This window comes from Neobacillus sp. 204 (assembly GCF_046562815.1).
In the GTDB taxonomy this organism is placed as follows: domain Bacteria; phylum Bacillota; class Bacilli; order Bacillales; family Cytobacillaceae; genus Neobacillus.
The window spans coordinates 162,773-184,671 of sequence record NZ_JBJORY010000011.1 but is presented as its reverse complement, the minus strand read 5'-3'; the positions used below and the strand labels follow the sequence as shown (position 1 = coordinate 184,671).

Here is a 21,899-nt window from a genome sequence, read left to right as displayed (position 1 = left end):
TTGATTAATGTAAAATAGATACGATATTACTTTGCCCACTCTTCAACTTCATCCTACCGTTTACCGTTTAGTTTAAAGCAAATTCCTTCAGTATTAAGTGTGCTTTACAATTAATTCTGTTAAAGCTTCTTTTGGTTGGAAGCCGATAACCTTATCTACTACAACACCGTCTTTGAAAAGAAGCAACGTTGGAATGCTCATGACACCAAATGATCTTGTTGTTTCTGGGTTCTCATCTACATTAAGTTTGATAATCGCAACTTTATCACCAATTTCAGCATCGATTTCCTCCAACACCGGTGCAATCATTTTACATGGCCCGCACCATGGAGCCCAAAAATCTACTAGCACCAATCCCTCTTTGATTTCTGTAGCAAAAGTCTGATCTGTTACGTGTGAAATAGCCATTATTTTTACCTCCAATTTAATTTTTATATTTTTTAAAAACTTTATTGTTGTTCTCTCAGACATATGGATGAAAATTACCTTTTTACATCAAAATTCCTCATTCTGTTTCCGCTGATTAGAAATTCAGATTTCTTGATTGGCACTTCTTGAATTTTTTTAAAAGATACTAATTTCGCCGATAATTCCTTAAACCACTGCTCATCTTTAAAAAGTAAAGCTAAATCTATTAAAGCTAAAAGCTCACTTTCATTTCTACCTGTTATGTCAGGCAGCTTTTCAGCCCATTTATTTTGGATCCAAATCGATTTTCCAATCGCTTTTTCATTGTCACTTTCGACCACATTTACTTGTAGCATTCCTTTGTGAGAGTCTACAGTTTCAACATACCCGTGGATCAGTTCACCATCTCTAGACCTACCCTGTACCCAATCCCCATATTCAAATCGATATTTATCCGCCATCATCCTCTACACCCCTTAAATGTTATAAAAAAAGTTACAGTTTGGTTTTTTTAAAAAAGTAAATCACCAATATCGTATCATACTGTAATAAAATAATATACAGTATAAATAAAAGAAAAAACTAAATCATGGACAACGTTTAATTTTTTCTAAAACAGTACTAAGGGTAATATTCTCTAAATATTTTTCAAAATACAATTCAGCATCATTGAAAATTTGATCCATAACAACCTGGGTATTTGACGATATAACACATTTTTGCTCCGGATCGCCTGTGCACCAGTTTGGTTTTAGGCTTCCGTGTGAAACTGTACGATAAATATCTGCCAATGATATTTCTTGAGAATTACAGTCAAGAATATAGCCACCGCCAATACCTTCTTTTGTTTTAACAAAACCATGATTGCGCAAACAGCTCATGATTTTCCGAATCCGTGCGGCGTTTGTACAAACATTGGTAGCGATTGACTCACTGCTAGCCATATGATCTGGTAAATAAGCTAAATAGACTAAACTATGGACGGCTATCGTAAAATCACTATTCACTTTAATGCTTCCTCCTCAAGAAGATTAATGTAATTTTATTATTTACAGTTTATAAAGTCAATAAAAATAACTCTTTATTATTTTGCTCTGATTTAACATATTATTAACATCTTCTTCATTCTCTCTTAAAATACTGACCATATAATATTATTGTGTAATCCATTACTATTAAAGGAGGAATTTGAATGTTCTTGAAAAAACTAACTCAAAATGGACTGATTACTGTTGATTACTATACAAATGGTGCTTTGCAAACCTTAAAAGGGCGTGTTTATCGCTTGAATCTAAAAGACCAATTGCTTTCTTTAAAAGATGAAAAACAAAAGTCATTCTCAATCCGATTATCATCTATCAGACATATTTATTAACTTATGTTTCAACTTTTAATAGTCAATTAAGCTTTAATATATGAAATGCCCTGCCATAAACCTCACTAGGTTTTTTTTTTCGTCTAATTTTTTAATTTTTGTATAAAACTTCACCTTTCTAACCCTTTAAGTTACATCTTCTAAAAGACTACCACTTCATTTTCACTTACCAATTTTTGTACTATTTATGGTTTTATCTATCTATACAAAACATATTTTAAACAAAAGAGCCCGATTTCAGTCAATAAGGTCTTTTGAATTCAATAAATACTCGGTTGTTATTAAAAAGAAGGTGCCTTCGTCATTTCTACCTAGGCACTCTCTTATCATTTTGATTATTAGATGAAGAACTCTGTCCAATTCATAAAATAATTTCCTATTGGTTACATTATCATTATAAGACTAAGGGGGGGTAGCATGACGACTTCGAGCCAAGCACCTATTACTTCATCAGAATTAGCAAATTTGTGGATGGCTTATCAAGAAAAAACCATGATGCTTAGAGTAATGGAATATTTTATCGAGCACTCCGAACCTGAAGGAAAACAACTGTTACAGTCGTATTATAATGGTGCCGCCAAAAACATTGAGATGATTACAAGTATTTTTCAACAAGAAGGCGCAGTCATTCCGATTGGTTTTACAGAAAGCGATGTAAATAAAAACGTTCCAAAGTTATTTGATTTTATGTACGATATTATGTATTTACATTTGATGACTAAAGTGGAAATGAGCCTTTATGCACTTTTCACAGGCATGTCCTATCGAAAGGATATTGAAGATTTATTTGTCGGAATGACAGCTGAATCACAATCAATGAACAGCCAAGCAACTCAATTCCTTTTAGAAAAAGGGGTACTCGTACGTCCACCGTTTGTATCAATGCCAAAACAGGTAAATTTTGTACAGGATAAAAATTATATGGATGGGTTTACTTGGTTTAGTGAAACTAGATCCCTGAATACTGTTGAAGTTTCTCTTATCCATCATGCAATTGAAACTAACCTTGTAGGGATGCAATTAATGATTGGATTCGCTCAAGTTGCTTCTGATAAAGAGGTTCAAAAATATCTTACCAAAGGAATGGAATTGTCCAAAAAAATCGAAATGGATTTAGGTGAATTCTTACGCCAAAGTTATATTGAGCCCCCAGCTACTCATGCTGGAAAAGCAACAACGTCAAAAACCGCGCCATTTTCTGACAAATTGATGATGTACAATACCAATTTGTTAGCTTCATTTGGGCTCGGAAGTAATGCATTAGGCAGTGGATTTTGTTTACGGAGTGACTTGCCGGCTAAAATGTCTTTTAATGCAAAAAATATTTTCACTTTTGCTCAAGATGGGGGAAAGCTTATGATCAAAAATGGCTGGATGGAAGAACCACCACAAATTGAGGATCGAAATCGATTAACTAAATAATTGTATTATATAACAGCAAAACTAACCTTAAAAAGGCTAGTTTTTTCTTTTTAGAATTTATATTATTCAAAGGTAATTTGAAAAGTAATAAACAACTCCATTAGATCCTTTTCTAGAAAAATAAAGAAGGAAAATACAAAAAATAACCGTTAAGAAATAACCTTCTCAACGGTATACAAACTTTCACATTTTTATAGATCAGAAAGTAAGAATTCTTAAAAAAAGAACTTCCCAAAAAGTGATTTAGCCATAAGTGAAGCTTAATTTTTGCCGCTGCTTGTTCGGCCTGGGCCTGGCCTCTTCGACAGATTCCCCCGTACCTAAGACAACTGCCATCCGACGGCCTACTTTTGTTTCAAGCTTTCCAAAGTTCCTTACCTGGGTGTTAGAGATCGACAAGCTGTCTGAAATTCAGCAAATTGGATCCCTTGCTCTCTTTCCATGCTTTAATCGTACGGCTTGCACCAGGTGCTAACAGCTGAACTCCTGGAATGGGATAACCCAAAACGGTCCTTATGTGCAAAGCTATGACATCTATTTAGGTAGTAAGGATTTTCCTATCAAATAACGGTCCACTTCATGCGCAACCTGACGACCTTCATTGATGGCCCAGACGATTAGGCTTTGCCCTCTTCTTGCATCCCCTGCAGCAAATACCCCTTCTACATTTGTTCTGTATTCACCGTAGGCCGCTTCAATTTTTTGATTGGCTGCATGAACACCGAATTGGCTTAAAAGCGGCTGCTCCGTGCCTTCAAAACCAATCGCAATAAAGACAAATTGTGCCGGCCATACTTTTTCTGTACCTGGAATTTCCTTGAAATAGAATCGACCTTCCGCGTCTCTTAATTTTTCCATTTGAATCGTGTGAAGTTCCTTTAAGTTGCCATTTTCGTCCGCAACGATTTTCTTCGTTTGGATAGAATACTGACGTGGGTCTTCACCAAACTTTGCTTCTGCCTCTTTATATGCATAGTCCATTGTAAAAACATTTGGATAGGCAGGCCACATATTTCCCGATGTTCGCGTATCAGGTAACTGCGGATGTTTACCAAACTGAACCACACTTCGGCAGTTTTGACGCAGGGCTGTTGCCACACAGTCTGCTCCTGTATCACCGCCACCAATCACGATGACGTCCTTGCCTTCTGTATTGATAAACTGACCATCTTCAAAGTTCGTATCCAAATAACTCTTCGTCGCTTTGGACAGGTATTCCATAGCTAAATGAATCCCTTTCGCCTCGCGACCCTCAATTACTAGTTCACGCTGTTTTTGTGCACCTGTACAAAGAATCACGGCATCAAATTGGGCTTGCATTTCTTCAGCAGTAATATCTTTTCCCACCTCTGTATTGGTGACAAAATCAATACCTTCTTGACGCAACAAGCTAATACGGCGTTCCACAACATCTTTATCAAGCTTCATGTTTGGAATGCCGTACATAAGTAATCCGCCTGGACGGTCTGAACGTTCAAAAACCGTTACCGAGTGACCCGCTTGGTTTAGTTGATCAGCACTAGCTAATCCAGCAGGACCAGATCCGATAATTGCCACCTTTTTCCCAGTTCTGCTTGCTGGTATCCGAGGAGCAATCCAACCATTTTCAAAACCTTTATCGATAATCGCTTGTTCAATGTTTTTAATCGTAACCGCTGGATCAGTTATAGCTAACGTACATGAACCCTCACATGGTGCTGGACAAACCCGACCTGTGAACTCAGGGAAATTATTCGTTTTAAGCAAACGATCAAGGGCTTCTTTCCACCGGCCGCGATAGACCAAGTCATTCCATTCAGGAATGAGATTATGAATCGGACAGCCTGATGTTGCTCCTTGAATTTCCATTCCAATATGGCAGAAAGGAGTGGCGCAATCCATGCACCGCGCTCCTTGTCTGCTTAAGGTTTCATCTGAGAAAGGAATCGAATACTCTCTCCAGTCGCTTACACGTGTTTGGGGATTCCGCTCTTTACTTTTTTCACGATAGTAATCCAAAAATCCAGTTGTTTTCCCCATTTTCCTCTCCCCTTTCTTAACGTACTACAGCTTCTGGCTGCCTGGGTGTATTTTTCTGTTTGGAGGCATTGGCTAAAAACGCACTCATAATGGCGTCTTCTTCTGTTAAACCTGCTTCCTTTTGCTTCTGAATTTGCTCCAACATGCGTTTGTAATCCTTTGGAATGACCTTGTTAAATTTTCTGACATAATTTGGCCAGTCTACTAGGACATAGCTTGATTTCACACTGTTCGTATAATAGAAATGATTTTGAATCATTTCCTTAAGCTCATACTCATCGTTTTTCGTCAAGGACTCAATTTCAATCATCTCTTGGTTACATAACTTCTTAAAGGCATCTTGATCATCGGCTAATACGTACGCAATTCCACCGGACATCCCGGCAGCAAAGTTTTTGCCTACATCACCTAAAATAACGACGCGTCCACCTGTCATATACTCACAGCCATGATCACCTATTCCTTCGACAACCACGTTCACACCGCTATTACGTACTGCAAAACGTTCACCAGCACGTCCATTTATATACGCTTCACCGCTTGTCGCACCATATAAGGCAACATTCCCAGCGATTACATTTTCACCTGCTGATAGTCTAGAAGATTCGTCTGCTTTCACAATCAGCTTTCCGCCAGATAAGCCTTTTCCAAGAAAATCATTTACATCACCAGTTATGTTTAGTGTCACACCGTTCGGTACAAAAGCACCAAAGCTTTGGCCCGCAGAACCTGTAAATCTTAAGGTAACAGTATCTTCAGGAAGCCCCTCTTCTCCATAACGCTTCGATACTTCACTTCCAACGATCGTTCCAACAACACGGTTCACGTTCGTAATCGGGAAACTAACATCCACTGGAATTTGATCTTGTAATGCTTTTTGAACAGCTGGCAAGATTTGTTGCATATCAAGTGAGTCGTCAATTTTATGATTTTGTGGAGTCTTGAACGTGCGAACTCCTTCAGGATGATGCAGCAATGGAGTTAAGTCTAGATCCTTTGCTTTCCAGTGTGCTTTTGCACGGTCACTCATTTTCAGAACATCCGTACGTCCGACCATTTCATCCACTGTTTTAAAGCCAAGCTCAGCCATTAGTTCCCGAACTTCTTGGGCAACAAAACGCATATAGTTGACAATGTAATCAGCTTCTCCTGAGAACTTTTTACGAAGCTCCGGATTTTGAGTTGCGATTCCAACTGGGCAAGTATCTAAATGACATACGCGCATCATGACACATCCGAGAACGACGAGTGGTGCCGTTGCAAAACCAAACTCTTCTGCCCCAAATAAGGCAGCCATGACGACATCTTTTCCAGTCATTAATTTACCGTCTGTCTCGAGAACAACGCGATCACGCAAGCCATTAAGCATTAATGTTTGGTGTGCTTCGGCAAGTCCAAGCTCCCATGGTAATCCCGTATGCTGGATACTGGTTTTTGGTGATGCGCCTGTTCCACCATCATAACCACTAATGACAATGACATCTGCTGCACCTTTAGCTACACCGGCCGCGATTGTACCTACTCCGCCTTTGGATACTAGCTTCACGCTAATGCGGGCATCTCGGTTGGCATTTTTCAAATCGTGTATCAACTGTGCCAAATCTTCAATCGAGTAAATATCATGGTGCGGCGGTGGTGAAATCAGACCGACACCCGGTGTTGCACCACGAACATCGGCAACCCACGGATATACCTTATTCCCCGGCAGCTGTCCGCCTTCACCCGGTTTTGCCCCCTGTGCCATTTTAATTTGAAGCTCATCAGCATTGACAAGATAATGACTTTTCACTCCAAAACGGCCTGATGCAATTTGCTTCACTGCACTTCTTCGGTTATCGCCATTTTCATCCAAGATGAAGCGGCTTGAATCTTCCCCGCCTTCACCAGAGTTGCTTTTCCCACCTAAACGATTCATCGCAATCGCTAATGTTTCATGCGCTTCCTTACTAATAGATCCGAACGACATTGCTCCTGTTTTAAAACGACGAACAATGGAATCGACTGATTCTACTTCCTCAATTGTTAAAGACTTTCTAGTTTCATCAAACGAGAACAAATTGCGTAAGAATCCAATTCTCTCTTCATTGGCTAGCTTGGAATACTTTTTAAATAATTCGTAATCGCCATTACGACAAGCCCATTGCAATGTGTGAATCGTACCTGGGTTAAACGCGTGATGTTCTCCTGTTTTTCTCCACTGGAAGTTACTTCCTGAATCTAATGTTTGATCATAAGAATTAGCATAAGCCATGGTGTGAAGCATTTTTGATTCATTGGCAATCGTATCTAAACCGATCCCGCCAAGCTGTGAAACTGTTCCTGTAAAATAACGATCTATGACTTCTTTGCTAATTCCCACCGCTTCAAAAATTTGTGCACCGCGATAGCTTTGGACGGTTGAAATTCCCATTTTTGACATGACTTTTACAACGCCCTCGGTCATTGCTTTTACATACTTACTTACCGCTTCTTCGTATGTGAATGGTATGCTTCTATCTAAGACCGCCTGATTATAGGTTGCGAAAGCAAGATATGGATTGACGGCATCTACACCATAGCCAATTAAGGCAGCCAAATGATGAACTTCACGGACTTCACCTGATTCAATAATAATGCTTACCTTCGTTCTGCTGCCTTCACGAATGAGATGCTGATGTAGGGCACTTGCTGCCAATAGGGAAGGAATCGCGGCTGCTTTCTCATCCATTTTGCGGTCAGACAAGATTAGTAGACTTATACCCTCAGTAATGGCAGAATCAGCTTCTTTACAAATCTTAGTAAGACTGCCCTCCAGATCTTCAGAAAACAGGATGTCAATTACCTTACTCTTAAAACCAGTAGATTCCAGTGATTTTAGCTGCTCTAGTTGACTATTAGTAATCACAGGTGTATCAAGCTGGATCCTGCGGCAGTTTAATGCCGAAGGATGAAGAATATTACCTTCCGCCCCTAATAACGTCATTGTAGACGTGACAATTTCCTCACGAAGCGAGTCAATTGGCGGATTGGTTACTTGGGCAAATAATTGCTTGAAGTAATTAAACAAGGACTGCGCACGGTCAGATAACACCGCCAACGGCATGTCATTTCCCATTGCCCCGAGTGGGTCTTTTCCTTCAGTTACTACAGGAACTAAATATTTTGAAATATCTTCGTAGGTGTAGCCAAATGCTTTTTGGCGAACCAGTAAATCGGATAGAATCTCTTCGCTTTGTCCTTCTTCATTTAATTGAACAAGCTGTTCTTCTAACCATTGTTGATATGGAAGTGCTTCAGCCATCTTCGATTTTACTTCTTCATCCGAAATAATACGGCCCTCTTCAAAATCAATTAACAGCATTTTCCCTGGACTTAAACGATCTTTATATAATACTTTTTCCGGCTCGACATCAATAACGCCAACCTCTGATGAAAAAATAATATAATCATCATCAGTAACGTAATAACGGGCCGGACGAAGGCCATTCCGATCTAAAATTGCTCCTATTTGTTTACCGTCTGTAAAGGAAATGGCCGTTGGTCCATCCCAAGGCTCCATCAGGCAGCTATGATACTCATAAAAAGCTTTCTTTTCTTTTGACATATGTGGATTTTCTGACCATGGCTCAGGAATCAGCATCATCGCAGCATGTGCAGGTTTCCGGCCCGAGAGTACCAAAAATTCCAGTGCATTATCTAAAATCGAAGAGTCACTTCCATCCGTATCTAAGATTGGAAGGACCTTTTGCAGTTCATCACCAAATGCTTCCGACACAAATTGCTTTTCACGTGCCTTCATCCAATGGACATTACCGCGAAGTGTATTAATTTCCCCATTATGGATCAAGTAGCGGTTGGGATGAGCTCGTTCCCAGCTAGGAAACGTATTTGTACTAAAGCGGGAGTGCACTAAAGCAAAAGCCGATACAAAACTCTCATCCTGTAAATCCAGATAAAATCTATCTACTTGTTCTGGTGTTAATAACCCTTTATAAACAATCGTTCTGCTTGAAAGGCTGGCAAAATAAAACCGCAATTCAGATTTCTTAGCCCATTGTTCTGATTGTTTTCTAATAATATATAATTTACGCTCAAAAGATAATTCATCCAACAACTCCTCGTTTGCCCCAATAAATACTTGGCGGATAAACGGGCGGCTTTGCTTGGCAGTCACTCCGATTGTTTCAGCATTGACTGGCACTGTTCTCCATCCTAGGACTGTCTGGCCCTCTTGTTCAACTAATAGATTAATAGTAGATTCAATTTTTTCTCTTTCAGAATCATTATTTGAGAAAAAGAGCATCCCAACACCATATCTGCCCTTTTGAGGTAATTGGATGTCCGGACAGGCGCTACGGAAAAATGCATCAGGAATCTGGACCATGAGCCCAGCACCATCTCCTGTAAATGGATCACTTCCCTGTCCTCCGCGGTGATCTAATTTACAAAGCATACTTAGTCCTTTTTTCACAATCTCATGAGAAGCATGCCCTTTAATGTGGGCATATAATCCAATTCCACATGCATCATGTTCATATTCTGGGCGGTAGAGACCTTGTGCTTTTGGTAGTTGATGAAATGTCATTACTATCTCCCCCGTTCTTAATTTTCCGATAAATCAGTATGATAGTAATTTTATGTTTTAATATACATATAAACAATATATAATTCAGATTAAATCAATCTTATATTTATATGAATGGAGGGAAATAGGGTGGAATTACGTCAATTACGGTATTTTATGGAGGTTGCAGCACGCGAACATGTTACGGAAGCGGCTGAAAATTTAAATGTAGCACAATCCGCTGTAAGTTTTCAGATTGCCAAACTTGAGGATGAACTCGGTGTTCGTTTATTCGAGCGAACCGGAAGGAACATAAAGTTAACGCAGATTGGAATGATTTTTTTAGCGCATATAAAAAAAGCGGTAAAACTCGTTGATGAGGCAAAAGAAAAGGTAGATGAGTACCTAGATCCTCAAACCGGCACCATTAAAATTGGTTATCCAACCAGTTTAGCAAGCTATTGGCTTCCAACTGTAATCTCAGCTTTTAGAACAAAACAACCGAACGTTGTTTTCCATTTGCGTCAAGGCTCCTATCAATACTTAATTGATGCAGTAAAAAATGGAGAAATCGATCTCGCGTTTATTGGCCCTGTCCCAACCAAGGATCCTGATATTGAAGCAAAGATTTTATTTACAGAAAACATTTCTGCGTTGCTTCCCACAAACCATGCACTTGCCGACCGAAAGAGGTTAGATTTAAGTGAGTTACGAAACGATTCTTTCGTTTCCTTTCCAAAGGGATATATTCTCCAAAAAATTGCAGTGGAGGCATGCAAAGAAGCAGGATTTATACCAAATATCACCTCAGAGGGAGAGGATTTGGATGCCTTAAAGGGACTAGTTTCAGCAGGCATTGGTGTATGCCTCTTGCCAGAAAGTACTGTATATGACTCTATTCCAAGATTTACGGTAAAAATACCGATTGATTCCCCTCAAGTAAAAAGAACAGTCGGCCTCATCACACCAAAATTCAGAGACCTAGCACCCTCCGAAAATCTCTTTTACCAATTTGCCATTGATTTTTTCCGTGTATTAGAGCAGTTCCAATAGATTGAATTTTCGGTGTCAGGCACCATAAAAAGACAATTTGGCCTATTTGTCCATATGGGTTGGACACTATGGCCAACTCCCTTTTCAGAGGTCAAGTAACAAGAATTTAACAATCATAAGCGGTACGGAGGACAAAAAGGCATCTCAGGAACAAGTGATTTGTCCATCATATGGGCCGCTTATGATACCTCTAATTATAGTCAACGGAAAGCCTTAGTTCCTATATCTGTTCGGTAATGTGCACCGTTAAAAGATACCTTTTTAACAGATTGGTATGCCAACTCTCTCGCCTCCTTCAGATGGTCGCCAATCGAAGTGATTCCCAGTACTCGGCCGCCATTTGTTATAATTTCTCTATCCTTTGCAGTGGTACCAGCATGGAATACAATAGTCGGATAAGTTACATTGTCTAATCCTTTTATTACTTGTCCTTTTTCGTATGAACCTGGATAACCATCTGAAGACATAATGACGCAAACGGCTGACTTGTCTTTCCATTTCACCTCTACATTCTCTAATTCACCAGAGAGACTTGCAATCAGGATATCAAGTAAATCCGTTTCTAACAGAGGAAGAACTACCTGTGTTTCCGGATCACCAAAGCGTGCATTATATTCAATGACCTTTGGACCTGATTTTGTCAGCATCAATCCTGTATAGAGAATTCCCTCAAAAGGTACTTCCTCCTCTACCATTGCATTGGCGGTTGGTTGGACGATTTCTTCTATTATCCTCTTAACCATTGAAGAATCCATATGCGGCAAAGGTGCATATGTTCCCATTCCACCTGTGTTAGGTCCCTTGTCGCCATCAAACACAGGCTTATGATCTTGGGCAGGAACCATCGGCTTCACAGTAGTCCCGTTTACAAAAGCGAGCAGGGTCATTTCTTCTCCCTCCAGAAATTCCTCGATTACCACCCTCGCTCCAGCAGAACCAAACGTGACATCTTTCATCATACCTTTAAGTGCGTTCTCTGCTTCTTCCAGTGTTTTTGCCACAACTACACCTTTTCCTGCAGCTAGTCCATCCGCTTTTATTACGATTGGTGCTCCTTTACTGTGAACATAGGCAAGTGCCTTCTCGTAGTTTGTAAAAGCAGCATATGAAGCTGTCGGAATCTGGTATTTTATCATCATTTCTTTAGCGAACGCCTTACTTCCCTCTATTAATGCCGCTTCCCTTGAAGGGCCATATATCGGTAATCCCTGCTCTTTAAAATAATTAACAATACCCAATGAGAGAGGCTCTTCTGGCCCAACAAAAGTGAGATCGATTTGTTCCTTTTTAGTAAAATTGGCTAATTTCTCAATCTCTGAAACAGAAATCGAAAGGCATTCCGCTAATTCTGCGATTCCTGGATTGCCAGGAGCACAATAAATTTGATTTATCTTAGGACTTTGCGAAAGCTTCCAAACAATGGCATGCTCACGGCCGCCTCCTCCTACAACTAACACTTTCATTTCGTCTTACCTCCTAGGGCTTTAAATGTCTTATGCCTAAAATCAATACTCTTTTCATTCTGCAGCCTCCTGATTCGCCAGTCTCTGGATCACTTCTGGTAATAATTCGTGTTCCTGCTCCTGTATCTTTTTTATCAATGTTTCTCTTGTCTCTTCTGAATCAATTGTAACGGCTCTCTGGTCGATAATCTGTCCTGTATCCATTCCTTCGTCGACAAAATGGACGGTGACGCCGGTTACCTTTACCCCATAATCGAGTGCTTGACCAATGGCATCTTTTCCTGCGAATGCTGGTAATAAGGACGGGTGGACATTGATGATTTTCTGATCGAAAGCCTGCAATAAAACATGACCCAACAGTCTCATATATCCAGCCAGTACGATTAAATCAATCTCCAGTTGTGTTAACTTTTCAAGGATCTTTTCTTCATAGGCTTGTTTATTAGGAAAATCTTTTGCCGTAAAAGAAAAAACCGGGATGGATTCATTAATGGCTTTGCGGACTGCCAGGGCTTCGGGACGGTCACTGACCAGTAAAACCACTTCAACGTTTTTGATTTTTTTTGTTTTTATAGATTCTAGAATCTCAGCAAAATTAGAACCCGTACCAGAAGCAAAAACGGCAATCTTCATACTTACTCCTTCCTGAAAACGACATCTTCAGTACCATTTTGCACTATACCAATTACATAGGCGTCCTCACCCCAAGTTTGCAGGTACTCGATAATGGCTGCGGTGTCTGCAGAATCTACGACTAGAATCATACCGATTCCCATATTAAAGGTTCGGAACATATCATAATCTGAAATTTTGCCTGCTTGTTTGATAAAAGAAAAAATCTTTGGGATTTTCCATGAACCTTCTTTAATTTCAGCCTGTAATCCTTTGGGAAGGATCCGTGGAATGTTGTCATAAAAGCCGCCGCCAGTAACATGGACGAGACCAGAGACAGAAAATTTCTTAATCGTTGCAAGCACAGATTTCACATAAATTTTTGTTGGTTCAAGCAACACTTTTCCTAATTCAGTTCCCAATTCATCAACATAGTCTCTTAAAGAGAGCTTAGCATCCTCCAATAGAACCTTTCGGACAAGTGAAAACCCATTGCTATGTACACCACTGGAAGCTAACCCAATGAGTGCCTGGCCTTCTTGTACTTTTGATCCATCAATGACATGTTTTTGATCCACCATACCAACCGTAAAGCCTGCAATATCATATTCCTCGTCCTGGTACATTCCCGGCATCTCGGCAGTTTCACCACCAATTAGTGAACACCCCGCCTGTACACAGCCATCTGCAATCCCTTTAACAATGGCTTCAATTTTTTCAGGGATGATCTTACCGCAGGCTAAATAATCTAGAAAAAAAAGCGGCTCGGCCCCTTGGACGATGACATCATTCACACACATGGCAACAGCATCAATTCCAACCGTATCATGCTTGTTCATGGCAAAAGCAATTTTCAATTTGGTCCCTACACCATCCGTACCAGAAACAAAAACAGGATCTTCCATCTTCGTTAAATCTGGTTTAAATAATGCCCCAAAGCCTCCTAATCCCGTTAAAACCTCTTGCCGGAAGGTTTTTTTTACATGTTTTTTCATTCGTTCAACGGCTTCATTTCCCGCATCGATATTGACTCCAGCTTGGCGGTAAGCATCACTCATTCGTTTCTCTCCTTTACGGTAAACTTGCAGAGATTTCCTGCATGTTGAGCTTTTTTAATAATCCCGAACTCATAATGTTAGGAATAGCATTTCGCCAGGCTTCTTCCAATTTAGTAATCGGTTGAGAAATGACGGTCTTACCATAATGTGTAATTGAAAGTTCCTGACCCTTCACCGTACCGATTTCTTTTATTGGCACCTCTTGTTGTTGCGCTATTTCCTTTATCTTCTCCGCATGTTCCGGAGAAACGGAAAGAATGATTCGAGATTGAGATTCACTAAAAAGGCAAAAATCTGTACGAAGCTCTTCATTTAATTGAATTTCGGCACCCAGTTTCCCACTTATACAGCTTTCAGCTAAAGCCACTCCTATACCTCCTTCCGCTGTATCATGAGCAGATTGCACCAAACCTTCTTGGATCATTTTAAGGGTAAAAGCTTGTATCTTCTTTTCCAAATCAAGGTTTAATTGCGGCGGGCGCCCCTCGATCTTTCCTGTGATTAATTTTTGGTATTCTGACCCTCCTATTTCTGCTTTGGTTTCCCCAATTAAAAAGATTAAATCTCCGTCTTTTTTAAAATCTTGAGTAGTAATATGGTCGATATCTTTAATTAACCCGACCATGCCAATGGTAGGTGTTGGAAAAATCGCTTCTCCTTTTGTCTCGTTATAGAGGCTGACGTTTCCGCCAATAACCGGAGTATTAAGCTGACGGCACGCTTCACTAATCCCATCGGCTGCCTTTTCAAACTGCCAGAAAATTTCTGGCTTTTCCGGACTTCCAAAGTTTAAGTTATCGGTAATAGCTAAAGGCTCGGCCCCGGAACAAACGACATTACGGGCCGCTTCGGCTACCGCGATAGCTCCTCCAACAAACGGATCAAGATAAACATACCTGCCGTTGCAATCGGTTGTCATCGCCAAGGCTTTCCGTGTTCCACGGATAGCAACGACAGCAGCATCCGATCCAGGAATGACGGCCGTATTTGTTCGAACCATATAGTCATACTGTTGATAAACCCACTCTTTGCTGGCAATTGTAGGCGATGCTAGCAGTTGCTGCAGAACAGAATTATAATCCTTTGGCTCTTCAATAGCTCCAGCTATGTCTAGTGATGAATATTGTTGGTAATAGGGCGCCTCTTTTGATGGCTTACAATACACTGGGGCATCTTCTGCAAGCTTGTCCGCGGGGATTTCTGCAACAATCTCTCCCTTATGAAGTAAACGGAGTTGGTTATCATCAGTCACCCTGCCGATCACAGCCGAGTGGAGTCCCCATTTATCAAATATCTTCTTTACTTCCCCTTCTTTTCCTTTTTTCGCAACAACCAGCATTCTTTCTTGTGATTCGGAGAGCATCATTTCGTAGGCATTCATTCCTTTTTCGCGCTGTGGAACGAGATCAAGATCCAATTCAATGCCATTTCCCGCTTTACTGGCCATTTCAGAGCTGGAGCTGGTTAATCCTGCCGCCCCCATATCTTGGATCCCGACCACATGACCAGAGGCGATCAATTCAAGAGTCGCTTCCAGCAGTAATTTTTCCATAAAAGGATCGCCCACTTGGACGGCTGGACGTTTCGCTTCGGAATTTTCACTCAACTCTTCTGAAGCGAATGTAGCTCCATGAATGCCATCTCTTCCGGTAGCAGCTCCCACATAAATGACAGGGTTACCAATCCCTTTAGCCACGCCTTTTTGAATTTCATCATGGTTGATTAAACCCACACACATGGCATTCACAAGGGGATTCCCTTCATAAGAGGAATCAAAGTAGATCTCTCCGCCCACTGTCGGAATCCCCATACAGTTACCATATCCGGCAATACCAGCAATCACATTTTCAAATATATACTTGGTTTTTGGGTTATCAAGTTCTCCAAAACGCAGCGAGTTCAATAAAGCGATTGGGCGAGCACCCATAGAAAAAACATCCCGAATGATACCTCCAACCCCTGTAGCCGCTCCTTGATAGGGCTCAATGGCGGAAGGATGATTGTGGCTTTCAATTTTAAACACGACTGCTTGATTATCACCGATATCAACAATACCTGCTCCTTCTCCAGGGCCTTGCAAGACGTGTGCGCCGGAAGTGGGAAAACGTTTGAGAACTACCTTCGAATTTTTATAGCTGCAATGTTCGGACCACATAACACTAAATATGCCAGTTTCCGTATAATTTGGTTTCCGCCCAAGAATTTCGATTACTTTATCAAATTCTTCATCTGTTAATCCCATTTCCCGATAAACCTTCTGCTGGGCGATTTGCTCAGGAGTTGGTTCTTTATGCTGTACCATGTTGTTTCCTCCAGTAACTTAAAATAGATGAAAACATACGTTTTCCGTCTTCTGTTCCCAGCCATTTATGAACCGCACGTTCCGGGTGGGGCATTAATCCTAAAACATTTCCTCTTCCATTGATCACCCCTGCAATTTCAGAAATTGACCCATTTGGATTCGTCCCTTTATACCTGAATACGATCTGATTGTTTTTTTCTAATTGATCCAATGTCTCTTCATCACAATAATAATTTCCGTCACCATGGGCGATAGGAATACGTATTGTTTCACCTTCCTGATAGTCTAATGTGAACGGAGTTTGGTTGTTTTCTACTTTTAAATCAATAGTGTCACAATGAAATTTTAATCGTTGATTTCTTCTTAAAGCACCTGGTAAAAGATTAGCTTCAGTTAGTATTTGAAATCCATTACAGACACCAAGAATCAATTTCCCCTCTTCAGCCGCTATTTTTACCTGCTCCATAGCAGGAGACAAGCTCGCAACAGCCCCTGGCCGCAAATAATCACCATAGGAAAATCCCCCTGGAACAAGGATTGCATCATATTTTGATAGGTCCGTTTCTAGATGCCATACATAATCGACGGACTGTTCAATTGTATCTAAAACAGCTTTATACATATCTACATCGCAGTTTGAGCCTGGAAAAACCAGCACAGCAAAGTTCAACTTATTCCCCTCCTATCCTTCCATCTTATTAAGTTCAAACCGAAAGTCTTCAATCACGGTATTGGCTAACAGTTTCTCACACATATCCTTTACTCGTTCTGCCGCCGCCTTTTGATCATCACTATTAATTGCAAGTTCCATGTATTTACCAATTCGTACATCTCCCACTTCTTCATATCCTAGAGAATGCAGCGACTCATGAACGGCATTTCCTTGTGGATCTAAAACACTTTCTCTTAAGGTTACATACACCGTTGCTTTAAACATTAATACTACCCCCAATTCTCCTTAATATTTCTTGATAGGCTTCCTCAACGTTCCCTAAGTCCCGCCTAAACCGATCTTTATCTAACTTTTCCTTTGTATGAGCATCCCAAAATCGACAAGTATCCGGAGAGATTTCATCCGCTAAGATAATAGTGCCTGCTGGGGTTTTTCCAAACTCTAATTTAAAATCAACTAAGATAATATCTTTATTAAAAAGATACTCTTTTAAGATCTCATTTATTTTCAAGGCTTGTTTTCGAAGTTCAACCAATTCTGAATCTAAAGCCAGCCCAAGTATGGCAATATGATCATTGTTAATCAATGGGTCCCCCAGCTCATCATTCTTATAGTAGAATTCCACAATTGTTCCTGGCAGTTCCTTCCCTTCCTCCCAACCTAGCCTTTTTGCAAGTGATCCCGCCGCTATATTTCGAACGACCACCTCAATCGGGATAATCTCTACCTGCTGGACAATCTGCTCTGTTGATGAAATCTTTTTAATAAAATGATTATCCACGCCCTTTTCTTTTAACAAACAGAGAAAAATGGCACTAATCTCATTATTTAGAGTTCCTTTTCCTGCAATTTGCCCTTTTTTCTCGCCATTGAAGGCAGTGGCATCATCTTTATATTTAATCCAAAACTTTTCTGGTTCTGTCGTTTTGAATACTTTTTTTGCTTTCCCTTCATAAAGCTGCTCTAATTTTTCCATTTTCTTCACTCTTTTCACTCTTTGGTTATGTTTTTAGCAGACCGACTCTAATAGCCAAGTATCCTTATGACCAAATGCCAAGATTCTTAATTTCCTCGTCTATTTGCTCGAAAGTTGAGCCTAAAAAATTAATATGACCCATTTTCCTGTTTTCAACGCTTTCCTTTTTGCCGTATAAATGTAGTTTGGCTGTTGGAGGAAGCTGGTCTATTTTATCTAGCACTTTATTTAAATGCTGACCTAAAATATTAACCATGATAATCGGACTTAAAAGAGTAGTATCTCCTAAGGGCATTCCACATATTGCCCGAATATGTTGTTCAAATTGAGAAGTAATACATGCATCCATTGAATAATGCCCGGAATTATGAGGTCTTGGTGCTAACTCATTCACAATAATTTCACCATCATTCGTTAGGAACATTTCTATCGCAATTAATCCTACTACTTGTAAGGAGTCAGCTATTTTCAATGCGGTAGATTCCGCTTGAATTCTTTGCTCATCGGTAATTCTCGCTGGAACGAAGGACTGATGCAGGATATTATTAATATGGTCATTTTCAGCTACCGGGAAAGTCTTAGTTTGTCCATGTATATTTCGTGCAACAATCACAGATAATTCTTTGCTAAACGGGATAAATTGTTCGATGATCATGTCTATTCCCGCCTTATTCCATACCTCCATAGCAAAGGGAATTTCTTCTTTACTTTTTATTACCCATTGCCCTTTCCCATCGTAGCCCCCTGTAGCTGTTTTCATTATGTAAGGCAATCCCAAACGATCGATAGCCGTTTCAATGTCATTTTCCGATTGTATGACCAAGAAAGGAGCTACTGGTACATGGAAGGACTTTAACGTGGATTTTTCCCTGATACGATTTTGGGTTATTTTGAGCAGTTCGCTTCCTTGAGGTACAAAGGATGTAGTTTCTAAGATGGAGGTTATAGTAGAATCTACATTTTCAAATTCATAAGTAATAACATCTGAGGAATCGGCTAGCGCTTTAACAGCTTTGAGCTCAGTATAGGGAGCTGTGATTTGAAGGTCTGCAACTTGTCCACATGGTGAGTTAGGTGTTGGATCCAAAGTAACGAAGCGATATCCCATATTTCTACCAGTAATTGAAATCATTCTTCCTAGCTGCCCTCCTCCTAAGATACCAATGGTTGAGCCTGGTTTAATTACTTTCATAGGGAACCCCTCCTTCAACAATAAAAAGTAAACACATGAATTGTTTTAATTTGCCCCTTATCCTCTTTTTTACTTTTAAGAAAAGTAAATCTTTTTCTTTTAAAAAATACAATGCAAAAAAATGAGAATAACACAATTAAAAAGGATAGAAATTCTTCTTTCGACAAAAATAGAAGAATGATTTATTCGGGAGGAACGATTATGGATTCGGAAATGAAGGAGAAATGCGGGGTATTTGGAGTTTTTAATCACCCCCAAGCAGCCCATTTAACATATTATGGACTTCATGCACTTCAACACCGTGGCCAGGAGAGTGCAGGGATTGTGGCTAGTGATGGAAAATCATTCAGGCATCACAGAGGAATGGGATTAGTTACACAAGTATTTTCACGTGAAATCCTGGATGGACTAAGCGGAGATATGGCCATTGGTCATGTACGATATTCTACTTCTGGTGCAAGTTTACTACAAAACGCACAACCTCTTGTTTTTAAGTACAGTGAGGGAGATTTGGCCGTAGCCCATAACGGGAACCTAGTGAATGCCAATATTGAACGGAAGGTTCTCCAGCAACAGGGTGCCATCTTTCAGACAACAACTGATACGGAAATTATTGCTCACCTAATAGCACGTTCCAGTAAAAAATATTTTAATGAAACTGGACCTGAAGTTCTTAAGCGGATTGACGGATCCTTTGCCCTCTTGATCATGACAGAAAATCAAATGCTAATTGCGCTAGATCGTCATGGGTTACGGCCCCTTAGCCTCGGAAAAATTGGTGAATCCATTATCGCCTCTTCAGAAACATGTGGACTAGATGCGATTGATGCTAAGTTCTGGAGGGATGTTGAACCGGGAGAATGGCTTCTTGTTAACGAGAAGGGAATTAAAACAGGCAGATTTGCTGCAAAAGGGGACGTTTCCCTATGCTCTTTTGAATTTGTTTATTTTGCTCGTCCAGACAGCGTGATTCATGGAAGAAGTATTTTAGCCATCCGGAAAGAATTAGGCCAAATTTTAGCAAAAGAACATCCAGTACCGGCTGATGTTGTCGTTGCCGTTCCAGAATCGAGTGTCCCTGCAGCAATGGGTTATGCCCAACAATCAGGAATTCCATATGAAATGGGAATCATCAAAAACCCTTATGCGGGTCGTTCCTTTATTGAACCAACCCAAGAATTGCGGGACTTGGCCGTTCGTCTAAAATTAAGTGCTGTACGTGAAATTCTCGAGGATAAGCGCGTCGTGCTTGTTGATGACTCGATTGTTCGTGGAACGACAAGCAGGCGAATTGTTGAATTGATTCGTCAAGCAGGTGCCAAGGAGGTTCATGTACGAATTAGCTCCCCTATGGTAAGAAACCCTTGTTTTTATGGAGTCGATATGCCAACAAAAGAAGAACTTTTTGCTAACAAACATGAACATGAACAAGCAATGGGAAATGTGATTGGAGCTGATTCATTAGCCTTTTTAAGCACCGAAGGATTATTAGAGGCGGTAGATGTAGATCTTGCAGAAACTAGCAATCGCTGTATCGCCTGTTTTAGTGGAGCATATCCAACTAAATTGTATTTGAAGTGATAACCTTAATTAAACTAGGACCTCCAAAATGGAAGTCCTATTCTTTTTCATTTTATTTATTCCTGAAGAAATCGCTTCCTAATTTTTTTCATTTTCGTAAGCGATAACCACTACTTTTTTATGTGCTTGCTCACTTATTTTTTCTTCTAGAGATTTAATTTCATTTATTAAATTAGGTGAAAGTGTTGCTGCAACATACTGATTTTCATTATTCATTATCATTACTCCTTTGCGATTTTTGTATTATGTTAAAGGTTTTCTTGTATCAGGTGAAAGAGTTGGATCTCTGCTGCTGATAATAATAGCACTTTCTTCCTGAATATCATTATTATTAAGTTCACATCAATGTTTTTATTCATTTTCCAAAATTATGAAACATAAATGCTTGAAACTCGTAAATAAGGAATGGAAGGATGTGGGAGCAATGAGCAGATACTCAATTGCAGAATTTATCAAACAAACAGAGCAGGAAGATAAAGGCGAAGGCTTTTTTGAATTAGAAAGTCCACGGATGTTGGAGGTTGTGAAGGAACAGGAATGATTGCTTTTACCACGAATTATGAACCTCTTACCATAAAGGTATCGCCGGGTAAACCTGTGATTACAGATCCAAACGCAACAGTCGCCTGTTCTGGTAAACTACAACCGATATTTCAAACCGATATTAGTTTAAAAACTTTTCTTGGCCGAGGAAGTGGCGAGTCGATTCAAATGAAATTCGAAGGTGAGGGCTTTGTTGTGGTCCAACCCTACGAAGAGGTCTACATGAAGGAAAAGTAATATTTTTACTTCGCAAAAATGAAGGTAAGAACAAATAAAAAAATAAGTGGACTTAAAAGAAAACATTGCTGGGGAAATGACCCTTGCCCTATGAACCTGGGGGAATAAAATATCCTAATAGCTATTATGGTATCAACCGTAAAGATTTCATTTTATAATAGATAAATGAAATGGAGGAATTAATATGAAAAAAGTGATAATTTATTCTCAAGAAACGTGCCCACCCTGTCATGCGGAAAAACAATGGTTAAAAGAAAATGGGATAGCGTTTGAAGAAAGAGACATCCGTAAAAATGAACAATTTCTACAAGAACTTATTGAACTTGGTTCTTCTTCTACACCAACCACTATTATCAAAGACGAAAATAGTGAGGAGTATATCCTCGGATTTGATCCAGAGAAATTTGCTGAACTTTTAGATGTATAATGTTTAAGTCCTAAA

General features: G+C 39.9%; 20 protein-coding genes and 1 pseudogene. 6 read left to right on the top strand and 15 right to left on the bottom strand.

Annotated features, from left to right (window positions below; translation table 11 throughout):
* Positions 1-93: 93 nt before the first annotated feature.
* The 3 genes from trxA to ACJ004_RS21850 all read right to left on the bottom strand — a co-directional run bounded on the left by trxA (position 94) and on the right by ACJ004_RS21850 (position 1,415).
* Positions 94-408: a thioredoxin gene (trxA, locus tag ACJ004_RS21860; protein WP_410895252.1), complete on the bottom strand. Its 315-nt coding sequence runs from the start codon at positions 406-408 to the stop codon at positions 94-96.
* 74 nt (positions 409-482) lie between these two features.
* Entirely contained in the window at positions 483-872 is a 390-nt protein-coding gene (locus ACJ004_RS21855) for an IDEAL domain-containing protein (protein ID WP_410895251.1), read from the bottom strand.
* Between the two features lie 123 nt (positions 873-995).
* On the bottom strand, positions 996-1,415 hold the full coding sequence (locus ACJ004_RS21850) for an RrF2 family transcriptional regulator (RefSeq protein WP_410895250.1): 420 nt from the start codon (positions 1,413-1,415) through the stop codon (positions 996-998).
* A 185-nt stretch (positions 1,416-1,600) separates the two neighbouring features.
* Here ACJ004_RS21850 and ACJ004_RS21845 point away from each other — a divergent pair, with 185 nt between their 5' ends.
* Positions 1,601-1,783, top strand: coding sequence for a YolD-like family protein (locus tag ACJ004_RS21845; protein WP_410895249.1), 183 nt, complete (start codon positions 1,601-1,603; stop codon positions 1,781-1,783).
* Between the two features lie 417 nt (positions 1,784-2,200).
* Positions 2,201-3,205 (top strand): DUF3231 family protein, encoded by a 1,005-nt coding sequence (locus ACJ004_RS21840; RefSeq protein ID WP_410895248.1) that lies wholly within the window; start codon positions 2,201-2,203, stop codon positions 3,203-3,205.
* Positions 3,206-3,448: 243 nt separating this feature from the next.
* Here ACJ004_RS21840 and ACJ004_RS21835 read toward each other — a convergent pair whose 3' ends face one another.
* The 3 genes from ACJ004_RS21835 to gltB all read right to left on the bottom strand — a co-directional run bounded on the left by ACJ004_RS21835 (position 3,449) and on the right by gltB (position 9,788).
* Positions 3,449-3,604 carry a hypothetical protein gene (locus tag ACJ004_RS21835; protein ID WP_410895247.1) on the bottom strand — a complete coding sequence of 52 codons (156 nt, stop codon included), beginning with the start codon at positions 3,602-3,604 and terminating at the stop codon, positions 3,449-3,451.
* A 135-nt stretch (positions 3,605-3,739) separates the two neighbouring features.
* On the bottom strand, positions 3,740-5,224 hold the full coding sequence (gene gltD, locus ACJ004_RS21830) for a glutamate synthase small subunit (RefSeq protein WP_410895246.1): 1,485 nt from the start codon (positions 5,222-5,224) through the stop codon (positions 3,740-3,742).
* Between the two features lie 16 nt (positions 5,225-5,240).
* Complete coding sequence (gltB, locus tag ACJ004_RS21825) at positions 5,241-9,788, bottom strand: glutamate synthase large subunit (protein WP_410895245.1); 4,548 nt, start codon at positions 9,786-9,788, stop codon at positions 5,241-5,243.
* A gap of 129 nt (positions 9,789-9,917) precedes the next feature.
* Between gltB and gltC the strand changes: the two genes are divergently transcribed.
* Complete coding sequence (gltC, locus tag ACJ004_RS21820; RefSeq protein ID WP_410895244.1) at positions 9,918-10,820, top strand: glutamate biosynthesis transcriptional regulator GltC; 903 nt, start codon at positions 9,918-9,920, stop codon at positions 10,818-10,820.
* Between the two features lie 200 nt (positions 10,821-11,020).
* On the opposite strand, the gene purD is transcribed toward gltC, so the two are convergent.
* The 8 genes from purD to purK form a co-directional block, all read right to left on the bottom strand.
* Positions 11,021-12,283, bottom strand: a complete 1,263-nt coding sequence (gene purD, locus ACJ004_RS21815; RefSeq protein WP_410895243.1) for a phosphoribosylamine--glycine ligase — start codon at positions 12,281-12,283, stop codon at positions 11,021-11,023.
* A 54-nt stretch (positions 12,284-12,337) separates the two neighbouring features.
* Positions 12,338-12,916 (bottom strand): phosphoribosylglycinamide formyltransferase, encoded by a 579-nt coding sequence (gene purN, locus ACJ004_RS21810; RefSeq protein ID WP_410895242.1) that lies wholly within the window; start codon positions 12,914-12,916, stop codon positions 12,338-12,340.
* A gap of 2 nt (positions 12,917-12,918) precedes the next feature.
* On the bottom strand, positions 12,919-13,953 hold the full coding sequence (gene purM / locus ACJ004_RS21805) for a phosphoribosylformylglycinamidine cyclo-ligase (RefSeq protein ID WP_410895241.1): 1,035 nt from the start codon (positions 13,951-13,953) through the stop codon (positions 12,919-12,921).
* A 13-nt stretch (positions 13,954-13,966) separates the two neighbouring features.
* The gene (purL, locus tag ACJ004_RS21800) at positions 13,967-16,255 is read right to left on the bottom strand and encodes a phosphoribosylformylglycinamidine synthase subunit PurL (protein WP_410895240.1); all 2,289 of its coding nucleotides are present in this window, start codon (positions 16,253-16,255) and stop codon (positions 13,967-13,969) included.
* A complete protein-coding gene (purQ, locus tag ACJ004_RS21795; RefSeq protein WP_410895239.1) occupies positions 16,242-16,925 on the bottom strand; it encodes a phosphoribosylformylglycinamidine synthase subunit PurQ in 684 nt (227 codons plus the stop codon). Before purQ ends, purL begins: the two co-directional genes overlap by 14 nt.
* A 12-nt stretch (positions 16,926-16,937) precedes the next feature.
* Positions 16,938-17,192, bottom strand: coding sequence for a phosphoribosylformylglycinamidine synthase subunit PurS (purS, locus tag ACJ004_RS21790; RefSeq protein WP_410895238.1), 255 nt, complete (start codon positions 17,190-17,192; stop codon positions 16,938-16,940).
* Positions 17,185-17,904, bottom strand: a complete 720-nt coding sequence (gene purC, locus ACJ004_RS21785) for a phosphoribosylaminoimidazolesuccinocarboxamide synthase (RefSeq protein ID WP_410895237.1) — start codon at positions 17,902-17,904, stop codon at positions 17,185-17,187. The genes purS and purC overlap by 8 nt, the downstream gene beginning before the upstream one ends.
* 64 nt (positions 17,905-17,968) lie before the next feature.
* Positions 17,969-19,096 (bottom strand): 5-(carboxyamino)imidazole ribonucleotide synthase, encoded by a 1,128-nt coding sequence (gene purK, locus ACJ004_RS21780; RefSeq protein ID WP_410895236.1) that lies wholly within the window; start codon positions 19,094-19,096, stop codon positions 17,969-17,971.
* Positions 19,097-19,297: 201 nt separating this feature from the next.
* Between purK and purF the strand changes: the two genes are divergently transcribed.
* Positions 19,298-20,677, top strand: a complete 1,380-nt coding sequence (purF, locus tag ACJ004_RS21775) for an amidophosphoribosyltransferase (protein WP_410895235.1) — start codon at positions 19,298-19,300, stop codon at positions 20,675-20,677.
* A 78-nt stretch (positions 20,678-20,755) separates the two neighbouring features.
* On the opposite strand, the gene ACJ004_RS21770 is transcribed toward purF, so the two are convergent.
* A complete protein-coding gene (locus ACJ004_RS21770; RefSeq protein WP_410895234.1) occupies positions 20,756-20,893 on the bottom strand; it encodes a hypothetical protein in 138 nt (45 codons plus the stop codon).
* 309 nt (positions 20,894-21,202) lie between these two features.
* Between ACJ004_RS21770 and ACJ004_RS21765 the strand changes: the two are divergent.
* Together ACJ004_RS21765 and ACJ004_RS21760 are read left to right on the top strand one after the other, a co-directional pair.
* A pseudogene (locus ACJ004_RS21765) lies at positions 21,203-21,457 on the top strand (AIM24 family protein); the annotation flags it as partial.
* 184 nt (positions 21,458-21,641) lie between these two features.
* On the top strand, positions 21,642-21,884 hold the full coding sequence (locus ACJ004_RS21760; RefSeq protein WP_410895233.1) for a glutaredoxin family protein: 243 nt from the start codon (positions 21,642-21,644) through the stop codon (positions 21,882-21,884).
* Positions 21,885-21,899 lie beyond the last annotated feature (15 nt).